22 protein-coding genes are annotated in these 16,548 nt (G+C 74.7%); 15 read left to right on the forward strand and 7 right to left on the reverse strand.

The window, feature by feature from the left end; translation table 11 throughout:
• The first annotated feature begins 60 nt into the window (after positions 1 to 60).
• The 5 genes from fdxA to ACFFHC_RS05905 all read left to right on the forward strand — a co-directional run bounded on the left by fdxA (position 61) and on the right by ACFFHC_RS05905 (position 3,478).
• Entirely contained in the window at positions 61 to 384 is a 324-nt protein-coding gene (fdxA, locus tag ACFFHC_RS05885) for a ferredoxin (protein WP_070703319.1), read from the forward strand.
• A 78-nt stretch (positions 385 to 462) separates the two neighbouring features.
• Positions 463 to 1,749, forward strand: coding sequence for a citrate synthase (locus ACFFHC_RS05890; protein WP_070703320.1), 1,287 nt, complete (start codon positions 463 to 465; stop codon positions 1,747 to 1,749).
• Between the two features lie 118 nt (positions 1,750 to 1,867).
• A complete protein-coding gene (locus ACFFHC_RS05895) occupies positions 1,868 to 2,629 on the forward strand; it encodes an LOG family protein (protein WP_379803764.1) in 762 nt (253 codons plus the stop codon).
• Positions 2,630 to 2,665: 36 nt separating this feature from the next.
• Positions 2,666 to 2,962 carry a DivIVA domain-containing protein gene (locus tag ACFFHC_RS05900; protein ID WP_070705496.1) on the forward strand — a complete coding sequence of 99 codons (297 nt, stop codon included), beginning with the start codon at positions 2,666 to 2,668 and terminating at the stop codon, positions 2,960 to 2,962.
• Between the two features lie 81 nt (positions 2,963 to 3,043).
• On the forward strand, positions 3,044 to 3,478 hold the full coding sequence (locus ACFFHC_RS05905) for an SRPBCC family protein (RefSeq protein ID WP_379803768.1): 435 nt from the start codon (positions 3,044 to 3,046) through the stop codon (positions 3,476 to 3,478).
• Positions 3,479 to 3,556: 78 nt separating this feature from the next.
• On the opposite strand, the gene ACFFHC_RS05910 is transcribed toward ACFFHC_RS05905, so the two are convergent.
• Positions 3,557 to 4,351 carry an enoyl-CoA hydratase/isomerase family protein gene (locus ACFFHC_RS05910; protein WP_070704866.1) on the reverse strand — a complete coding sequence of 265 codons (795 nt, stop codon included), beginning with the start codon at positions 4,349 to 4,351 and terminating at the stop codon, positions 3,557 to 3,559.
• 231 nt (positions 4,352 to 4,582) lie between these two features.
• Between ACFFHC_RS05910 and ACFFHC_RS05915 the strand changes: the two genes are divergently transcribed.
• From ACFFHC_RS05915 to ACFFHC_RS05925, 3 genes are all read left to right on the forward strand, one after another.
• Complete coding sequence (locus tag ACFFHC_RS05915; protein WP_070704863.1) at positions 4,583 to 4,753, forward strand: DUF3117 domain-containing protein; 171 nt, start codon at positions 4,583 to 4,585, stop codon at positions 4,751 to 4,753.
• Between the two features lie 81 nt (positions 4,754 to 4,834).
• Positions 4,835 to 5,461, forward strand: coding sequence for an O-methyltransferase (locus tag ACFFHC_RS05920; RefSeq protein ID WP_101849079.1), 627 nt, complete (start codon positions 4,835 to 4,837; stop codon positions 5,459 to 5,461).
• A gap of 100 nt (positions 5,462 to 5,561) precedes the next feature.
• Positions 5,562 to 6,005, forward strand: a complete 444-nt coding sequence (locus tag ACFFHC_RS05925; protein WP_141494745.1) for a twin-arginine translocase TatA/TatE family subunit — start codon at positions 5,562 to 5,564, stop codon at positions 6,003 to 6,005.
• A gap of 88 nt (positions 6,006 to 6,093) precedes the next feature.
• On the opposite strand, the gene ACFFHC_RS05930 is transcribed toward ACFFHC_RS05925, so the two are convergent.
• Genes ACFFHC_RS05930 through ACFFHC_RS05940 form a run of 3 tightly spaced genes read right to left on the reverse strand, consistent with a single transcriptional unit; the run spans position 6,094 to position 9,290 of the window.
• Positions 6,094 to 7,227, reverse strand: coding sequence for an Mrp/NBP35 family ATP-binding protein (locus tag ACFFHC_RS05930; RefSeq protein WP_101849108.1), 1,134 nt, complete (start codon positions 7,225 to 7,227; stop codon positions 6,094 to 6,096).
• The gene (locus tag ACFFHC_RS05935) at positions 7,214 to 7,975 is read right to left on the reverse strand and encodes a DUF1003 domain-containing protein (protein WP_070705914.1); all 762 of its coding nucleotides are present in this window, start codon (positions 7,973 to 7,975) and stop codon (positions 7,214 to 7,216) included. The genes ACFFHC_RS05930 and ACFFHC_RS05935 overlap by 14 nt, the downstream gene beginning before the upstream one ends.
• Entirely contained in the window at positions 7,965 to 9,290 is a 1,326-nt protein-coding gene (locus ACFFHC_RS05940; protein WP_101849106.1) for a magnesium transporter MgtE N-terminal domain-containing protein, read from the reverse strand. The genes ACFFHC_RS05935 and ACFFHC_RS05940 overlap by 11 nt, the downstream gene beginning before the upstream one ends.
• Before the next feature lie 100 nt (positions 9,291 to 9,390).
• On the opposite strand from ACFFHC_RS05940, the gene ACFFHC_RS05945 reads away from it, so the two are divergent.
• The 7 genes from ACFFHC_RS05945 to ACFFHC_RS05975 are packed head-to-tail and all read left to right on the forward strand — an operon-like array spanning position 9,391 to position 14,252.
• On the forward strand, positions 9,391 to 10,026 hold the full coding sequence (locus ACFFHC_RS05945) for a YflT domain-containing protein (RefSeq protein ID WP_083323714.1): 636 nt from the start codon (positions 9,391 to 9,393) through the stop codon (positions 10,024 to 10,026).
• The gene (locus ACFFHC_RS05950) at positions 10,023 to 11,225 is read left to right on the forward strand and encodes a ThiF family adenylyltransferase (RefSeq protein ID WP_379803777.1); all 1,203 of its coding nucleotides are present in this window, start codon (positions 10,023 to 10,025) and stop codon (positions 11,223 to 11,225) included. Before ACFFHC_RS05945 ends, ACFFHC_RS05950 begins: the two co-directional genes overlap by 4 nt.
• 28 nt (positions 11,226 to 11,253) lie before the next feature.
• Positions 11,254 to 12,543 (forward strand): molybdopterin molybdotransferase MoeA, encoded by a 1,290-nt coding sequence (locus ACFFHC_RS05955; RefSeq protein WP_141494249.1) that lies wholly within the window; start codon positions 11,254 to 11,256, stop codon positions 12,541 to 12,543.
• Entirely contained in the window at positions 12,540 to 13,025 is a 486-nt protein-coding gene (moaC, locus tag ACFFHC_RS05960) for a cyclic pyranopterin monophosphate synthase MoaC (RefSeq protein ID WP_070705846.1), read from the forward strand. The genes ACFFHC_RS05955 and moaC overlap by 4 nt, the downstream gene beginning before the upstream one ends.
• Positions 13,022 to 13,717: a molybdenum cofactor guanylyltransferase gene (mobA, locus tag ACFFHC_RS05965; protein ID WP_238329875.1), complete on the forward strand. Its 696-nt coding sequence runs from the start codon at positions 13,022 to 13,024 to the stop codon at positions 13,715 to 13,717. The genes moaC and mobA overlap by 4 nt, the downstream gene beginning before the upstream one ends.
• Complete coding sequence (locus ACFFHC_RS05970; RefSeq protein ID WP_070705625.1) at positions 13,714 to 14,013, forward strand: DUF6457 domain-containing protein; 300 nt, start codon at positions 13,714 to 13,716, stop codon at positions 14,011 to 14,013. The genes mobA and ACFFHC_RS05970 overlap by 4 nt, the downstream gene beginning before the upstream one ends.
• Entirely contained in the window at positions 14,010 to 14,252 is a 243-nt protein-coding gene (locus ACFFHC_RS05975; RefSeq protein WP_070705626.1) for a MoaD/ThiS family protein, read from the forward strand. The genes ACFFHC_RS05970 and ACFFHC_RS05975 overlap by 4 nt, the downstream gene beginning before the upstream one ends.
• A 208-nt stretch (positions 14,253 to 14,460) precedes the next feature.
• Here the strand turns inward: ACFFHC_RS05975 and moaA are convergent, their stop codons facing one another.
• The 3 genes from moaA to ACFFHC_RS05990 are packed head-to-tail and all read right to left on the reverse strand — an operon-like array spanning position 14,461 to position 16,498.
• Positions 14,461 to 15,456 (reverse strand): GTP 3',8-cyclase MoaA, encoded by a 996-nt coding sequence (gene moaA / locus ACFFHC_RS05980; protein WP_070705627.1) that lies wholly within the window; start codon positions 15,454 to 15,456, stop codon positions 14,461 to 14,463.
• Positions 15,453 to 15,974 carry a molybdenum cofactor biosynthesis protein MoaE gene (locus ACFFHC_RS05985; RefSeq protein WP_070705628.1) on the reverse strand — a complete coding sequence of 174 codons (522 nt, stop codon included), beginning with the start codon at positions 15,972 to 15,974 and terminating at the stop codon, positions 15,453 to 15,455. The genes moaA and ACFFHC_RS05985 overlap by 4 nt, the downstream gene beginning before the upstream one ends.
• Positions 15,971 to 16,498: a MogA/MoaB family molybdenum cofactor biosynthesis protein gene (locus ACFFHC_RS05990; protein WP_141494250.1), complete on the reverse strand. Its 528-nt coding sequence runs from the start codon at positions 16,496 to 16,498 to the stop codon at positions 15,971 to 15,973. The genes ACFFHC_RS05985 and ACFFHC_RS05990 overlap by 4 nt, the downstream gene beginning before the upstream one ends.
• Between the last annotated feature and the right edge of the window lie 50 nt (positions 16,499 to 16,548).

Below are 16,548 nucleotides of genomic sequence, written 5' to 3' on the forward strand. Positions count from 1 at the left end.
GATGAAGGGCCGGAGGTGGCCTGCGTGCCCGCCGTGCCGAGCTGCCAGGAGGAAGAAAGCGTGACCTACGTCATCGCCCTGCCGTGTGTCGACGTCAAGGACAAGGCCTGCATCGACGAGTGCCCCGTCGACTGCATCTACGAGGGGGAGCGGTCGCTCTACATCCACCCCGACGAGTGCGTGGACTGTGGTGCGTGCGAGCCGGTCTGCCCTGTGGAGGCCATCTACTACGAGGACGACCTGCCCGACGAGTGGGCCGACTACTACAAGGCGAACGTCGAGTTCTTCGACGACCTCGGTGCCCCCGGAGGCGCTGCCAAGATGGGCGTGATCCCCAAGGACCACCCGGTGGTCTCCGCCCTGCCGCCCCAGGGCGACCACTGACCTGACGCGACGGGCGCCGCTGCGCGGTGCCCCCCGTTCTGACTGCTGGCCACAGGCCGGCCCGCCGAGAGGAAGACCATGACCGCCGACAAGGCACCCGCCACCTTCACCCACGAGGGCACGACCCTGGAGTTCCCCTTCGTCGAGTCCGTCGAGGGCGACAACGGCTACGACATCTCCGCCCTGCGCAAGGAGACCGGCAACGTCACGCTCGACGTGGGCTTCGTGAACACCGCCTCCTGCTCGTCGGCCATCACCTTCATCGACGGCGACGAGGGCATCCTGCGCTACCGCGGGTACCCCATCGAGCAGCTGGCCGAGAAGTCCGAGTTCATGGAGGTCGCCAAGCTGCTCATGGACGGCGAGCTGCCGTCCGCCGAGGAGCTGGACACCTTCCGCCGCGACGTGCGCGCCAAGGCGGTCATGCCCGAGGGCATGAAGGACTTCTTCCACTCCTTCCCCACCGACGCCCACCCGATGCCGGTGCTCTCCTCGGCCATCTCGGCGCTGTGCACCTACGACACCGAGAACCTGGACCCCTTCGACCCCGAGCAGCTGGAGAACGCCGCCCGCCGCCTCATGGGCCAGGTGCCGGTGCTGGCCGCCAACGCCTACCGCAACCGTCAGGGCCTCGGCCCGATGCAGGCCGACACCGACCTGACGGTGGTGGAGAACTTCCTCCGCATGACCTTCGCGGACGCCGACGGCAACTACGAGCTCGACGAGCGCATGGTCCGTGCGCTGGACATGCTCTTCGTGCTGCACGCCGACCACGAGCAGAACTGCTCCACCTCCACGGTGCGCCTGGTGGGCTCGGCCAACACCAACCTCTACGGCTCGGTCTCCGCCGGCGTGCAGGCCCTGTGGGGCCCGCTGCACGGTGGCGCCAACCAGGCCGTGCTGGAGATGCTCGAGGGCATCCAGAAGTCCGAGGGCGGCGTGGACGAGTTCGTCCGCAAGGTCAAGAACAAGGAGGACGGGGTCAAGCTCATGGGCTTCGGCCACCGTGTCTACAAGAACTACGACCCGCGCGCGGCCATCGTCAAGAAGACCGCCGACGAGGTGCTGGAGCACCTGGGAGCCGGCGACGAGCAGCTCGAGATCGCCATGCAGCTGGAGAAGGTCGCTCTCGAGGACGAGTACTTCGTGCAGCGCAAGCTGTACCCGAACGTGGACTTCTACACCGGCCTCATCTACCAGGCCATGGGCTTCCCGACCGACATGTTCACGGTGCTCTTCGCCATCGGGCGCCTGCCGGGCTGGATCGCCCAGTACCGCGAGATGATCAACGACCCGCACACCAAGATCGGCCGTCCGCGCCAGATCTACACCGGGTCCGCGCAGCGCGACTACCCGACCGCCTGACGCGCGACGCACCGCGCACCACGAGCACGCCCCCGGCCGCGCGGCCGGGGGCGTGCTGCGTCCCGGGGCGGTGGCAGGTCGTCGGGAGGTCGTCGGTGCCGATGGTTACGGTGGCCCGGTGACCACATCGCGGAAGTCCAGCTACTACAAGGGTCCGGTACGCCTGCGGGGCCGGCGCGTGCCGTCGGAGACCACTGACGAGCGCCTGCTGCGCAACGACGGCCTGGGGGCCTTCGTGCACACCGACCCGTGGCGCGTCATGCGCATCCAGGCCGAGTTCGTGGAGGGCTTCGGGGCGCTGGCCGAGCTCGGCCCGGCCGTGAGCGTCTTCGGCTCCGCGCGGGCCACACCCGACTCGCCGGCCTACGCCTTCGGGCTGGAGGTGGGGCGCCTGCTCGTGGAGGCCGGGTTCGCCGTCATCACCGGGGGCGGGCCGGGCACCATGGAGGCCGCCAACCGGGGCGCGGCCGAGGCCGAGGGTGACAGCGTGGGCCTGGGCATCGAGCTGCCCTTCGAGACCGGGCTCAACGAGTACGTCGACCTGGGCGTGAACTTCCGCTACTTCTTCGTGCGCAAGACGATGTTCGTCAAGTACGCCAGCGGCTTCATCGTGCTGCCGGGCGGCTTCGGCACGCTCGACGAGCTCTTCGAGGCGCTCACCCTGGTGCAGACCGGCAAGGTGACCCACTTCCCGATCGTGCTCATCGGGGTGGACTTCTGGCAGCCGCTGCTGGACTGGATCCGCGACGTCCTCGTGGAGCGCGGCATGGTCTCCCCGCAGGACACCGACCTGCTGTACCTCACCGACGACCCGGCCGACGCGGTCCGCCACGTGGTGCAGCACCCCGGGGCCGCCCGCCGGGGACGTCCCGCGGAGTGAGGCCGGCGGCGCCCGCGGCGTGCCATGATCTGCGCCATGGAGGTCGTCGTCATCGTCCTGCTCGTCTGCGTCGTGGCCTGGGTGGCCGCGCTGGCCGTCGGGCGCCTGCCCGCGGGGGAGGGGGCCCTCTCCCCGGAGCTGCCGGCCGACGCCGCCGTGCACCTGCCGGACGGCCCGCTGCACGCCCAGGACGTGGAGGGCCTGCGGCTGCCGGTGGCCCTGCGGGGCTACCGCATGGCCGAGGTCGATGACGCCCTGCGCCGCATGGCCGAGGAGCTGGAGGCGCGCGACCGGGCGCTCGAGGCGGCGCGCCGCACGCCCCCGACCGCGTGAAGCGGCCCACACCGTGGCAAGGTGTCCCTGCCTCCACCCTCGTCGCACACCGGGTGGGGCCTGGAGCAGAGAGGAACACCCGTGAAGTCGTTTGAGGTGGAGCGCTTCGCGAGCGCGCCGGTGGAGGCGGTCTGGCCGCTGCTCACCGAGTTCGCGCCCCGCAGCGCCTACAGCCCCTACAAGGTGACCACCACCGCGCCGGGCCCGGTGGGGATCGGCTGGGCGTTCGAGGCGCGCACGCCCGTGGGGCTGGGCTCGGCCCGGGACGAGTTCAAGGTGACGCGCTGGACGCCGCCGGCCGGGGGCCCCGCCGCGTTCTCGCTGCGCCGGGTGGGTTCCCGGGTGGCCGGCTGGTGCGACGTGACGATGACCCCGCACCCGCGGGGGTGCCGCATCTCGTGGCGCGAGTCCGTGCGCCCCTCGGGTATGGGGGGCGACGGCGCGGCCGAGCGCGCGGTGAACAAGGCGGTCAAGCGCGCCATCGAGGCCGCGGAGGCGTCCTCCCGCCGGGCCTGAGCCGAGGCGCCGGACACGCACGCAGGAGGGCCCGCCCCGTGGAGCGGGCCCTCCTGCGTGCCCGGGGCGGTGCGGGGGTCACTCGCCGGCGAAGACGGGCCTCTCCTTGGCCAGGAAGGCCTCCACCGCGGCCCGGTGGTCGCGGCTGCTGCCGGTGCGGCGCATCTGCTCGGCCTCGAAGGCCAGCGCGCCGGGCAGGTCCGTGCCCTGGGCGGTGCGCAGCGAGGCCTTGATGGCGGCGTAGGCCACGGTCGGCCCCTGGGCCAGGCGCCCCGCCAGCTCGGCCACGGTGGCGTCCAACTCCGCCGCCGGCACCACGGTGCCCACGAGCCCCATCGCGAGGGCCTCCTGGGCGGACACACGGCCCCCCATGAGGAGCAGCTCGGCGGCCCGCTGCGGCCCCACCAGGCGGGGCAGGTGCCAGCTGGTGCCGGAGTCGCAGGAGAGCCCGATGCCGGCGAAGGCGAAGGTGACCTGGGCCTCGGCGGCCATCACGCGCACGTCGCAGGCCATGGCGAACGCCGCGCCGGCCCCGGCGCACGCCCCGTTGATGCGGGCGACGACGGGCTTGGGCATCTCGGCCAGCGCGGTGACGATGGGGTTGTAGTGCTGCGGCACCGTGTCCCAGGCGGTGCCGTCCTCGAGCAGCCCGATGTGCTCCTTGAGGTCCTGCCCCACGCAGAAGGCGCGGTCACCGGCGCCGGTGAGCACCACGACGCGCGCGGCGGGGTCCTCGGCCACCTCGCGCAGGGTGGAGAGCAGGGCCTCCTTGGTGGCCACGTCGAGGGCGTTCATCGCCTCGGGGCGGTTGAGGGTCACGGTGGCCACGCCGTCGGTGAGGTCGAGCAGGACGGGGCGGGGGTTGTCGTTCACGGTGTGCTCCTGTCGGGTCGGCTGCCCGTAGCCTGCCACCCGGCCGGCACCCGTGGGGAGGTGGTGCGAGTGTTGCGATGCGGTGACGATCCGCCCGTCGGGCCCCCTCTCGCGCCGAGCAGTGCCGCCGATGGGCGATAATGGTCGCTGCGACCAGCGGACCTGCACGAGCAGGCCCACCCTGTGCCGGGCCCGGTCCGCGCGTCCGGCACGACGACGAAAGGTAGAGGCATGGCTGCCATGAAGCCCCGCACCGGTGACGGCCCCCTGGAGATGACCAAGGAGGGCCGCGGCATCGTCCTGCGCATGCCCCTGGAGGGCGGTGGCCGTCTCGTGGTCGAGATGACGCCCGACGAGGCCAAGGAGCTGGGCGCGGTCATCAATGACTGCGTCGGCGCCTGACCTGCGCGCCCCCCACCCGGTGGGCCCTCTCCCGATGCGGGGGAGGGCCCACCGGCGTCTGCGGCCGCATAGTGTGGCCCCATGAACCGTGAGCAGGTCGCGCTGGCCGCGTACGCCGCCCGCTGGCCCGCCGAGCCGGTGGGCGCCGCCGACGCCGCGGACGTGGCGCGCACCCAGGCGGGTGGTGGGGACGTGGCCGCCGAGGGGGCCGTGCTGCGCCTCGTGGCGCGCACCGCCGCGGCGCGCTCCGCGGTGACCGCCACCACGATGGGCGGCGCGCTGCCGCTGTGGATCCTCCAGGGCATGCCCACCGACGGGGCGCTCACCTGCATCGACGACGAGCCCCGCGCCGCGCTCACCCGCCGTGCCACCACCACGGCCGGGGTGCCCCAGCACCGCTGGCGGATCATGCCCGGGCGTCCCGGCGAGGTGATGACGCGCCTGCGCGACGCCGCGTACGACCTCGTGGTGGTGGACGCCCCCGCGCCCGACCTGGCCGACCAGGTGGAGCAGGCGCGCCGCGTCGTGCGGCCCGGGGGGCTCCTGGCGATGGTGGGTGCCGGCCTCGGCGGCCGCCTGGCTGACCCCGTGGACCGGGACCCGGGCACGCTGCTGGTGCGCCACGTGCTGGAGGAGTGGCGCGAGCGGGACTCCGACGCCCTGCTGCTGCCGGTGGGGGCGGGGGTGGCGCTGGCTGTGGCCCCGTGACGGCGGGCTGGCACACTGTCCCCTGGCCACCCGCCGGGCGGGACGGCCACCGGGGGCCCGACGGGGCCCGTGACGCACGGACGACGACAGGAGCAGGATCGTGAACATCTTCGGGATGTCCCAGTGGGAGCTCCTGCTGATCATGGTCGCGGTCCTGGTCATCATCGGTCCCGACCGCCTGCCGGCCGCCATGGACAACCTCCGCCGCTGGGTCCGCCAGGCCCGCGACATGGCCAACCAGGCCAAGGGCGACCTGCGCGAGCAGGTGGGCGACGACGTGGACCTCGACTGGCGCAAGTGGGACCCCCGCCAGTACAACCCGCGCCGCATCGTCCGCGAGGCGCTCATGGAGGACTACCAGCCCCTGGTCGACGAGCTGAACCCGCTCAAGGACCCGACCTCCACGCCGGCCGGCGAGACCACCGGGGTGGCCAGCTCCACCGGTGCCGTCGAGCAGCGCGGTGGAGCTCCCACGCCCCGCTGGGGCAACCCGCACACCTACGACCCGCTGGTGCCCACCCCCTTCGACCCCGACGCCACCTGAGGCGCCGCCCGGCCGCGCACCGCGGGGTGGCCACGCGCAGAGGGCCCGGGACGCACGCAGCGTCCCGGGCCCTCTGACGTGGTCGGGGTCAGACCGGACTGATGCCCAGCTTGCGCCCCGAGAGGCCCCGCGCACGCTGCGCCAGGCCGGAGGCGATGTCGTTGAGCGCGGCGCCGGCGGGGCTGTCCGGGGCCGCCAGGACCACCGGGGTGCCGGCGTCGCCGCCCTCGCGCAGTCGCGTGTCCAGCGGCACCTGGCCCAGCAGCGGCACCTCGCCGCCGATGGTGCGGCCCAGGGACTCGGCCACGGTGCGGCCGCCGCCGGAGCCGAACAGCTCCTGGCGCGTGCCGTCGGGCATCTCGAGCCAGGACATGTTCTCGATGACGCCGGCCACGCGCTGCTTGGTCTGCAGGGCGATGGCGCCGGCGCGCTCGGCCACCTCGGCGGCGGCCTGCTGCGGGGTGGTCACCACGAGCAGCTCCGAGCCCGGCAGCATCTGGGCCACGGAGATCGCGATGTCACCGGTGCCCGGCGGCAGGTCGAGCAGGAGCACGTCGAGGTCGCCCCAGAACACGTCGGAGAGGAACTGCTGCAGCGCGCGGTGCAGCATCGGGCCGCGCCAGACCACCGGCTGGTTGCCGGGCACGAACATGCCGATGGAGATGACCTTCACGTCGTGCGCCACCGGGGGCATGATCATCTCGTCCACCTGGGTGGGCTGGCGCTCCACGCCGAGCATGCGGGGCACGGAGAAGCCGTAGATGTCGGCGTCCACCACGCCCACCTTGAGGCCCTGGGTGGCCATCGAGGCGGCGAGGTTGACCGTGACCGAGGACTTGCCGACGCCGCCCTTGCCGGAGGCCACGGCGTAGACGCGGGTCATGTTGTCCGGGCGCTGGAAGGGGATCTCGCGCTCGGCCTGGCCGCCGCGCAGGCCCTGCTTGAGGGCGGCCCGCTGCTCGTCGTTCATGACGCCCATCTCCACGTCCACGGCGGTGACGCCCTCCACGCCGCCGACGGCCTCCTTGACGTCCTTCTCGATGGTGGACTTCAGCGGGCAGCCGGCCACGGTGAGCAGCACGCGCACGAGCACGCGGCCCGGGTCGTCCTTCGCGGTGAGGACCTCCTCGACCATCCCGAGCTCGGTGATGGGGCGGCGGATCTCCGGGTCCTGGACCGTGCTCAGGGCATGCTGGATGGCAGTGGGATCAGGGGTGGGCATGTCCTCCATCGTACGTGCGGTGCCTCGTGGCCCCCGCACGCGAGGGGGAGCGCCCGTCGTCCGGCTCGTCGCGCGGGTCGGGCTGCTCGCCCTGCTCCCGGTCGTGCTGCCGCTCGTCGAGCTCCTCGAGGAGGTCCTCCAGCAGGTCGCGCAGCTCGGAGCGGACGAAGTCGCGGCTGGCCATCTCGCCCACGGTGAGGCGCAGCGAGGCCACCTCGCGGGTGATGTACTCGGTGTCGGCCAGGTTGCGCTCGTCGCGGGCGCGGTCCTGCTCGATGCTCACGCGGTCGCGGTCGTCCTGCCGGTTCTGGGCCAGCAGGATGAGCGGCGCGGCGTAGGAGGCCTGCAGCGACAGGATCAGGGTGAGCAGCGTGTAGTTGAGCTCGCGCGGGTCGAACTGCGCGCTGACCGGCATGAAGGTGTTCCACGCCAGCCACGCCCCCACGAAGAGCGTCATGTACAGCAGGAACTGCGGCGTGCCCATGAAGCGCGCGAACGCCTCGCTGGCCCGGCCGAAGGCCTCGGAGTCCATGCCCACGCGCGGCAGGCGCCGGCGCTGGGAGGTCTGCGGGGTGGACAGTCCGCCGGAGGACTCCAGCCGGTCGACGGTCTTCAGCGTGCCGGTCTTGGCCGCGGCCGTCCGGGGGCGGGTGGTGCTCCCCTCACCGGCGGCCTGACGGCGCGCCCGGCGCTCGCGCAGCTCGCGCAGGCGGCTCGCGCGCTCCTCACGGTCCATGTCAGCGGCCACGGGTCACCTCCTGCTCCTCGACCTCGTCCAGGGCGGCCGAGACGTCGGGGGCCTCGGTGTCGCGGTCCTCGCGCCAGTCGTCCGGGAGGATGTGGTCGAGCACGTCGTCCACCGTGACGGCGCCCAGCAGGCGCCGGTCCTCGTCCACCACCGGCAGCGAGATCATGTTGTAGTTCGCCATCGTGCGGGTGACCTCGCCGAGGCTGGCGTCAACGTGCAGCGGGTCGATGTCGCTGTCGACGATGGCGCCGATCGCCTCGTGCGGGGGTTCGCGCAGCATCCGCTGCAGGTGCACCACGCCCAGCAGCTTGCCGGTGGGCACCTCCAAGGGGGCGCGGCAGACGAAGACCATGGCGGCCAGCGCCGGGTGCAGCTCGGAGCGTCGCACGGTGGCCAGGGCCTCGGCGATGGAGCTGTCGGCGCCCAGCACCACCGGCTCGGTGGTCATCATGCCGCCGGCGGTGTCCTCGTCGTAGGTGAGCAGCGTGCGCAGCGGCTCGGCCTCCTCGGGCTCCATGGCGCCCAGCAGGATGGCGGCGGTGCCCTCGGGCAGCTCGCCGAGCAGGTCGGCGGCGTCGTCGGGCTGCATGGCCTCGAGCACGTCGGCGGCGCGGTCGGTGGCCAGGTCGGCCACGATGGCGACGCGGTCCTCCTCGGGCAGCTCCTCCAGCACGTCGGCGAGCTTCTCGTCGGGCAGGGCCTCGGCCACCTCGCGGCGCCGCTTGGGGGTGAGCTCCTGCAGGGCGTCGGCCACGTCGGCGGGCTTGAGGTCGTCGAAGCTCTCCACCAGGCGGTCGGCGCCCTGGGCGGCGTCCTCGGTGTGCAGGCCGCTCACGGCGTCCACGTCCACCACGAGGGTCTCGCCGCGGCGGCGCAGGCTGAGGCGGTGGCGGCGCGAGGGCGGCGGGGTCTTGCGCACGAACACCTTGGTGACGTGCCAGTCGCGGTTGCGCTGCTGGTTGATGCCGATGTCCTCGACCGTGGCCTCGAAGCGCTCGTCGTCGTCGGCCACCACGACCCGCCGGTCGAACAGCTCGGCCTGCACGAGCACCTCGCGCGGCCGGCGCTCGAAGCGGCGGATATTGAGCAGGCCGGTGGTGATGACCTGTCCGGCGTCGATGCTGGTGACGCGCGTCATCGGGAGGAAGACGCGCCGGCGGCCGGCCACCTCCACGACCACGCCGATGACGCGGGTGAGCCGGCGCTGGCTGGAGTGCTGCACGACGACGTCGCGGACCTGACCGACCCGGTCTCCGAGGGGGTCGAAGACGCCGAGGCCGATGAGGCGGGAGACGAAGACGCGGGGTGCACTCACGGGCACAGGGTAGAGGGTGGGGGCCGTGGGCCGAGGCCCGGCGAGAGGGCGCCCAGCGGCCTCCCAGCGAACCCCCAGCCCGAGGCGTCACACTGTGGGCATGACCACACCGACTGGAATGCGCGGTCCCGGGGCACTGGGTGCCGGCCGCTCGCTGCTCGAGCTCTCCGACCCCCGGTCGGTGGCCACCTACTCCGACTACGCCGAGGCGCAGGGCGCCGTGGACCACCTCAGCGACGAGGGCTTCCCGGTGGACCAGCTGGCCATCGTGGGCACCGACCTCAAGCAGGTGGAGCGCGTGACGGGTCGACTCACCTGGGGGCGTGTGCTCGCCGGCGGCCTGCTCAGCGGCCTGTGGCTGGGCGCCTTCGTGGGCCTGGTGATGTCGCTGCTCACCGAGGACCCGATCCTGGCGGTCATGGTCACCACGCTGGGAGCCGGCGCCGCCTTCGGCCTGGTGTGGGCCGCTATCGGCTACGCGATGACGCAGGGCCGCCGCGACTTCACCTCGGTGACCGCGGTGGTGGCCACGAGCTACGAGGTGCTCGCCGAGGCGCCGCAGGTGGCCGCGGCGCGCGAGATGCTCGGCCTGGGCGCCCCGGCGCCGGTGCACACCGGTCCGCTGCGCACCTACGGCGAGGCGGTGGACGCCGCCCGCGCCGAGCAGGCCGGCCGGGCCCGGCCGGATGACGGTTCCCACCGCACCGCAACGGGGGAGCAGGGCCCCCTGGCGTGACGTCCCGTCCCGCCCCGCCCCGGCTCGCCCCCCTGGTGGAGCCGGGGCCGGACCTGTCGCGGGCCGAGTTGGAGCGCTGGGCCCGCCACGTGCTGCTGCCGGACCTGGGCCCGGTGGGGCAACGCCGGCTGCGCGCGGCCCGCGTGGCCGTGGTGGGTGCCGGAGGGCTGGGCTGCCCGGTGCTGCAATACCTCGTGGCCGCCGGGGTGGGGCACGTGACGCTCTACGACGACGACCTCGTGGAGACCAGCAACCTGCAGCGCCAGGTGCTCCACGGCACCGATGACGTGGGGCGCCCCAAGGTGGACAGCGCCCTGGACGCCCTGCGGCGCATGGGCGGTGTCACCACCCTGGCCGGGGTGCGCGAGCGCCTGGAGCCGGGCAACGCCGCCGCGCTGCTGGCGGGGCACGACCTGGTGGTGGACGGCACGGACAACTTCCCCACGCGCTACACCCTCGACGCCGCGTGCCGCGAGCTGGGCGTACCGCACGTGTGGGCGGCGCTCATGGCCACCCGGGCGCAGGTGAGCACCTTCTGGGCCGCGCCCCGCACGATGGGGGAGGTGCCGGTGGGCGGTGTGACCCTGCGCGACCTCTTCCCGAGCCCGCCGGACCCCACCACCGTGCCGGCGTGCGGGGACGCCGGCATCGTGGGGGCGCTGTGCGGTGTGGTCGGCTCGACGATGGCGCTCGAGGTGGTGAAGCTCGTGACCGGCACCGGGGAGCCGTTGCTGGGGCGGGTGCTCTTCGTGGACGCCGCGACGATGCGGACGCACGAGATCCCCGTGGCCGGGGGCGGTGCGGCGGACGGGGCGACGGGCGCCGCGGACCAGCCGGGGCCGGACCGGGCGCGCGAGTGGCCGCTGGTCTCGCCCGCGGTGCTGGCCGACCGGTTGGCCGGGGACGCCCCGCCGCTGGTGGTGGACGTGCGCGCGGTCGGGGAGCTGGCCTTCGGGCAGGTGCCCGGGGCCGTGCACCTGGCCCTGAGCGATCTCGCCGACGACCCCGTTCCCGCCGTGGAGCGCCTGCGGGCCGCCGGGGCGGGGGAGCGGCCGGTGGTGCTGGTCTGCAAGGGTGGAGTGCGGGCCCGCGCCGCGGCGCGCCACCTGGCCGAGCACGGCGTCGAGGAGCTGGCGGTGCTCGACGGTGGCATGATCGCGTGGTCCCGCGAGGTGGACCCCGACCTGCCGCGCTACTGACCGCCGTGAACGACCCGATGGGAGCCGAGTGACCACCACCCGCCGCGAGGTGCTGACCGTGGAGGAGTACCGCGCCGAGGTGCTCGCCCTGCTTCCCGGACCCACCGGCCCCGAGGAGGTGGCGGTCCCGGACGCTGCCGGGCGGGTGCTGGCCGAGCCGGCCCGGGCGGCGGGGGCCGTGCCACCGCTCGCCAACTCGGCCATGGACGGCATCGCCGTGCGCGGCGCCGACCTGGGGCCGCTGCTCGGTGCCGGACAGGGCGAGGACGGCGCCGGCGTGGTGCTCGTGGTGGTGGGCGAGGTGCCCGCGGGGTGCCCGGACGACCCCGCGGTGGGGCCCGGTGAGTGCGTGCGGATCATGACCGGGGCGCCGGTGCCCACCGACACCGACACCGTGGTGCCGGTGGAGCAGCTGGAGCGTGTGTCCGGGCCCACCGAGCGGGTGCGCGTGGTGTCCGCGCCCCGCGGTGGGGTCGGTGCGCACGTGCGCCACGCCGGTGAGGACCTGGCCGCCGGCGACGAGGTGTTGCCCGCGGGCACGCTGCTGACCCCCGGGGCGCTGGGTGCCCTGGCCGGGGCCGGGGTGGCCACCGTGTGCGTGCGCCGCCGCCCGGTGGTGGGCGTGGTGGCCACCGGTGACGAGCTGGTGCCCGCTGGTCGACCGCTGGGCCGGGGGCAGGTGCACGAGAGCAACGCCGTGCACCTGGCGGCGCTCGCTGCGGGAGCAGGCGCCGAGGTGGTGACCGGCCCGGTGGTGCCCGACGACGCCGAGTCCTTCGCCGCCCGCCTCGACGAGCTGGCCACCCGGTGCGACCTGCTGCTGCTGAGCGGCGGGGTGAGCGTGGGCGACCACGACGTCACCCGCATCGTGCTGGGGGACGGGTCCGCGCAGGCCGGGGCGCGTGGGGTGGCCGGGCGCTTCGTGCACGTGCGCATGCAGCCGGGCAAGCCGCAGGGCCACGCCGTCTGGGCCGGCACGCCGCTGGTGGCCGTGCCGGGAAACCCGCTCTCCGCGGCGGTGTCCTTCGAGATGTTCGTGCGCCCCGCGGTGCGTGTGCTGCTGGGCCTGCCGGACCCGGTGCCGCAGGTGGCGGTGGCCGGGGCCGACTGGGACTGCCCGCCCGGGCGCCGCCAGGTGCTGCCGGTGGTGACCTCCACCGACGCCACCGGCCGCCGGGTGGCCGTGCCCGCCCACCGGCGCGGTTCGGCATCGCACATGGTGACCGCCCTGGCTCTGGCCGACGCCGTGGTGGAGGTGCCCGAGGACACCACCCACGTGACCGCCGGCGACCTGCTGACCCTGAGGAGCATCCGATGACCGAGCCCCGCTTCACCCACCTCGACGCCGCCGGGCAGGCCCGGATGGTGGACGTGACCGCCAAGGAGCCCACCGTCCGCGCCGCCACCGCCCGCGGCAGGGTGGTCTGCGCGCCGGAGGTGGTGTCGATGCTGCGCGACGGCACGGTGCCCAAGGGCGACGTGCTGGCGGTGGCCCGCATCGCCGGCATCGCCGCGGCCAAGCGCACCCCGGACCTGCTGCCGCTGGCCCACGTCATCGGCGTGCACGGCGTGGTGGTGGACCTGCAGCTCGTGGACGACGGCGTGGAGGTGGAGGCCACCGTGCGCACCGCCGACCGCACCGGGGTGGAGATGGAGGCGCTCACCAGCGTGAGCGTGGCCGCGCTGTCGGTGATCGACATGGTCAAGGGCACCGACCGCTCGGCCCACCTGGCGGACGTGCGCCTGGTGCGCAAGGAGGGTGGCCGCAGCGGCACCTGGGTGCGCGAGGAGCAGGCGTGAGCCCGGCGACACGCGCGCCGCGCGCCACCCCCGCGGAGGCGCCTGCGCAGCCGCTGGGCGGACTCGTGCACGACGCCGTAGTGCTGGCCGGCGGCGCGGGCGAGCGGCTCGGCGGGGTCTCCAAGGCCGACGTGGACCTGGCCGGCGAGCGCCTGCTCGACCGCGTGCTCACGGCCACCACCGGTGCCACTCGCACCGTGGTGGTGGGTGACGTGGACGTGCCCGAGGGGGTGCTGCGCACGGTGGAGGAGCCGCCGCGCTCGGGGCCCGCCGCCGGCATCGTGGCGGGGTTGCACGCACTGGCCGCTGCCGGGGACCCCGCCCCGTGGGTGCTGGTGCTGGCCACCGACGCGCCCGGCCTGGCCCGGGTGGTGCCGCTGCTGCTGCAGGCCGCCGGGGTGGCCGAGGTGCTGGCCGACGTGGACGGTGGCGGGCTCGGCGGGGCCGACGGCTTCGCGCCGGTGGACGCCGGCGGGCACCGGCAGTGGCTGGCCGCGCTCTACCGGCGCGAAGCGCTGCTGCGCGCCGCCGAGGCGCTGGGCGACCCGACCGACCGCTCGGTGCGGCAGCTGGTGGGGGAGCTCGACCTGCACCCGGTGGACCTGCCCGACGAGCGCGACGTCGAGGACGTGGACACCTGGGAGGACCACGCGCGCTGGACGGCGCGCCTCACACCCGGAGGAGACGCATGAGCGACCGCCGATCGCACGACCTGGCCGAGGACCCCGACCGGTGGGACGCCTGGGCCGCCCGCGCCGCCGACGGGCTCGGGCTGCCGCCCGGGCACGTGGACGTGCCGACCCTGCACCGCATCGCCACCGTGGTGGCCCGCAGGGTGGAGCGCCCGCTGGTGCCGGTGACCACCTACCTGGTGGGGCGCGCACTGGAGCACGACCCGGCCCTGACGCTCGAGGAGGCCACGGCTCGCATCGAGCGGCTGGCCCAGGAGGGGCCGCTCACCGAGGTGACCCGGGACGGTGCACGGTGACGGCCCGGGTGCGCTGGTTCGCAGCCGCCGGGGAGGCCGCCGGTTGCGCCGAGGGCGAGTACGCCGGCGCCACGCTGGGTGAGCTGCTGGCCGATGCGACCGCCCGCCACGGGGAGCGCCTGGGGCGCGTGGTGGGCCGGTGCGCGGTGCTCGTGGACGGGATGCGGGTCGACGACCCCTCGACCCCCGTGCGTGAGGGCGCGTTGGTTGACGTGCTGCCGCCCTTCGCCGGCGGCTGACCGGGGCCGTCCGCTCAGGCCACCGAGAGCACGAGGGCCTCGAGCTCCTCGGGGTTCAGACGGATCTGCAGGGTCTGCGAGCGGTTGTGACCGCGCGTCACGCGGTGGCCGGGGGCCGAGCGAGGTGGGCGCCGAGTGCCCCGGCCACCTCTGGCGCTGGGAGCTCGCCGAGCGGGGCTGACCCCCCGGCTCGAACCCGTCCGGCTGCTCAGCCGCCGATGGCGCTCATCGGCCGCGGCGGTTGCAGGAAACCCGGGTCGTCGATCCCGTGCCCCGGCTGCTTGCCGAGCGTCGCCTCGCGGAAGAGCGCGGCCAGCTCCTCGGAGGTGGCGCCGTCGCGCAACGGTCCGCGCAGGTCGGTCTCCGAGCGGGCGAAGAGGCACGAGCGCAGCTGCCCGTCGGCCGTGAGGCGCAGACGGTCGCAGGCCCCGCAGAAGGGGGCGGTCACCGAGGCGATGACGCCCACGGTGGCCGGCCCGCCGTCCACGAGGAAACGCTCGGCCGGGGCCGCGCCGCGGCCGGGCAGCTCCGTGAGCTCGAAGCGCTCGGACAGCGCGGCCACCACCTCCTCGCGGGTCACCATGCCCTCGCGGGTCCACGTGTGCCCGGCGTCCAGCGGCATCTGCTCGATGAAGCGGAGCTCCACCCCGCGCTCGACCGCCCAGGCGAGCAGGTCGGCGGCCTCGTGGTCGTTCTGGTCGCGCATGAGCACGGTGTTGACCTTCACCGGTCGCAGGTCGGCCGCCAGCGCGGCGTCGATGCCGGCCAGCACGTCGGCGTGCCGGTCGCGGCGCGTCATCCGGTGGAAGAGCGCCGGGTCCAGGGTGTCGAGGCTGACGTTGACCCGCGCCAGCCCGGCCTCGGCCAGGGCGGGGGCCACCTTGTCCAGCCCGATGCCGTTGGTGGTGAGTGAGAGCTCCACCGGCCCGTCCTCGCCCTCGAGGGTGGCCAGGTCGCCCACGAGCTCGGTGAGGTCGCGGCGCAGCAGCGGCTCCCCGCCGGTGAGGCGGATCTCGGTGATGCCGCACTCCACGGCCACTGCCGCCACGGCGCGGATCTCCTCGCGCGTCAGCAGCTCGTCCTTGGGCAGCCAGGGCACGCCCTCGGCGGGCAGGCAGTAGGTGCAGCGCAGGTTGCACTTGTCGATGAGGGAGATGCGCAGGTCGGTGTGCACCCGGCCGAAGCGGTCCACGAGCCCGGTCACGAGGACCCCTCCGCGGCGCCGGCCCGCGAGCCCTCGGTCGGTGGCGCGTCGTCCAGCGGAGCGTCCCGGGCGTCGAGCCCGAGCCCGGACCACACGGCCCGCCCGTCGGCCTCGTGCTGGTGCTTCCACACCGGCAGTCCGGCCTTCACGGCCTCCACCAGCGCCGAGCAGACGGCGAAGGTGGGGGCGCGGTGCGCGGAGGCCACGGCCACCACGATGGCGACGTCGCCGACCTCCAGGTGCCCGGTGCGGTGCGCCACCGCCACCCGGGTCACGCCGCCGGCGTCATGCTCCCGGAGCACCTCGGTGGTGATGCGGCGCAGCACGGCGGGTGCGTCGGGGTGGCTGCTGTAGTCCAGGGCCACCACCTCGCCGACGGCTTCCGGGTCGTGGTCGCGCACCCGGCCCACGAAGCGCGTCACGGCGCCGTGCGTGGGGTCGAGCACCGCGGCCTCCAGGGCGTCGGCGTCCAGCGGCTCGTCGGTGACGGCCGTGTGGACGATGGCCGGGTCGCTCATGCGTGGTCACCTCCGGTGAGCTGGTCGAGCACGTGGGGCACCAGCGGCAGGAGCACCGCCAGGCCGTCGCGCACGCCGCCGGTGCTGCCGGGCAGGTTGGCCACCAGCGCGCCGGGGGAACCGGGCCCGGCGTCGACGACGCCCACCAGGCCGCGGGTCAGCAGGGCGTGCGGGCCGGCCTCGGCGCCGGCGGCGTGCAGGGCGGCGGCCACCCCGGGCAGCTCGCGGTCCAGCAGGGGAGCGGTGCCCTCGGGGGTGCGGTCACGCGGCGAGACGCCGGTGCCGCCGGTGGTCACCACGAGGCGGGCCCCCTCGCGCAGGGCGGCGGCCACGGCCTCGCGGACGGGGTCCTCGCCGTCGGGCACCACGCGCAGGTCCACCCCCTCGAGCAGGTCCCCCAGCCCGGACGTGAGCAGGTCGCGGGTGAGCGGCCCGGAGCGGTCCTCGCGCTCCCCGCGGGAGACCCGGTCGGAGACCGTGAGGACGCAGGCCCTCACGGAGCTGTCCCTCGCAGCGGTCGGCATGCCCGCCAGCCTACGTCCGGCCCCACCCCGCGACGCGAGGAGGGCCGGGC

It is taken from the genome of Kytococcus schroeteri, assembly GCF_042433515.1.
GTDB classification, from domain to species: Bacteria; Actinomycetota; Actinomycetes; order Actinomycetales; family Dermatophilaceae; genus Kytococcus; species Kytococcus schroeteri.

Coding starts and splice junctions, on each gene's coding strand:
- ACFFHC_RS05900 (WP_070705496.1), top strand. CDS start 2,666: ATGGAGGTCGTCGTCATCGTCCTGCTCGTCTGCGTCGTGGCCTGGGTG.
- ACFFHC_RS05920 (WP_101849079.1), top strand. CDS start 4,835: ATGAACCGTGAGCAGGTCGCGCTGGCCGCGTACGCCGCCCGCTGGCCC.
- ACFFHC_RS05990 (WP_141494250.1), bottom strand. CDS start 16,498: ATGCCGACCGCTGCGAGGGACAGCTCCGTGAGGGCCTGCGTCCTCACG.
- ACFFHC_RS05945 (WP_083323714.1), top strand. CDS start 9,391: ATGACCACACCGACTGGAATGCGCGGTCCCGGGGCACTGGGTGCCGGC.
- ACFFHC_RS05915 (WP_070704863.1), top strand. CDS start 4,583: ATGGCTGCCATGAAGCCCCGCACCGGTGACGGCCCCCTGGAGATGACC.
- moaC (WP_070705846.1), top strand. CDS start 12,540: ATGACCGAGCCCCGCTTCACCCACCTCGACGCCGCCGGGCAGGCCCGG.
- ACFFHC_RS05890 (WP_070703320.1), top strand. CDS start 463: ATGACCGCCGACAAGGCACCCGCCACCTTCACCCACGAGGGCACGACC.
- ACFFHC_RS05985 (WP_070705628.1), bottom strand. CDS start 15,974: ATGAGCGACCCGGCCATCGTCCACACGGCCGTCACCGACGAGCCGCTG.
- ACFFHC_RS05970 (WP_070705625.1), top strand. CDS start 13,714: ATGAGCGACCGCCGATCGCACGACCTGGCCGAGGACCCCGACCGGTGG.
- ACFFHC_RS05930 (WP_101849108.1), bottom strand. CDS start 7,227: ATGCCCACCCCTGATCCCACTGCCATCCAGCATGCCCTGAGCACGGTC.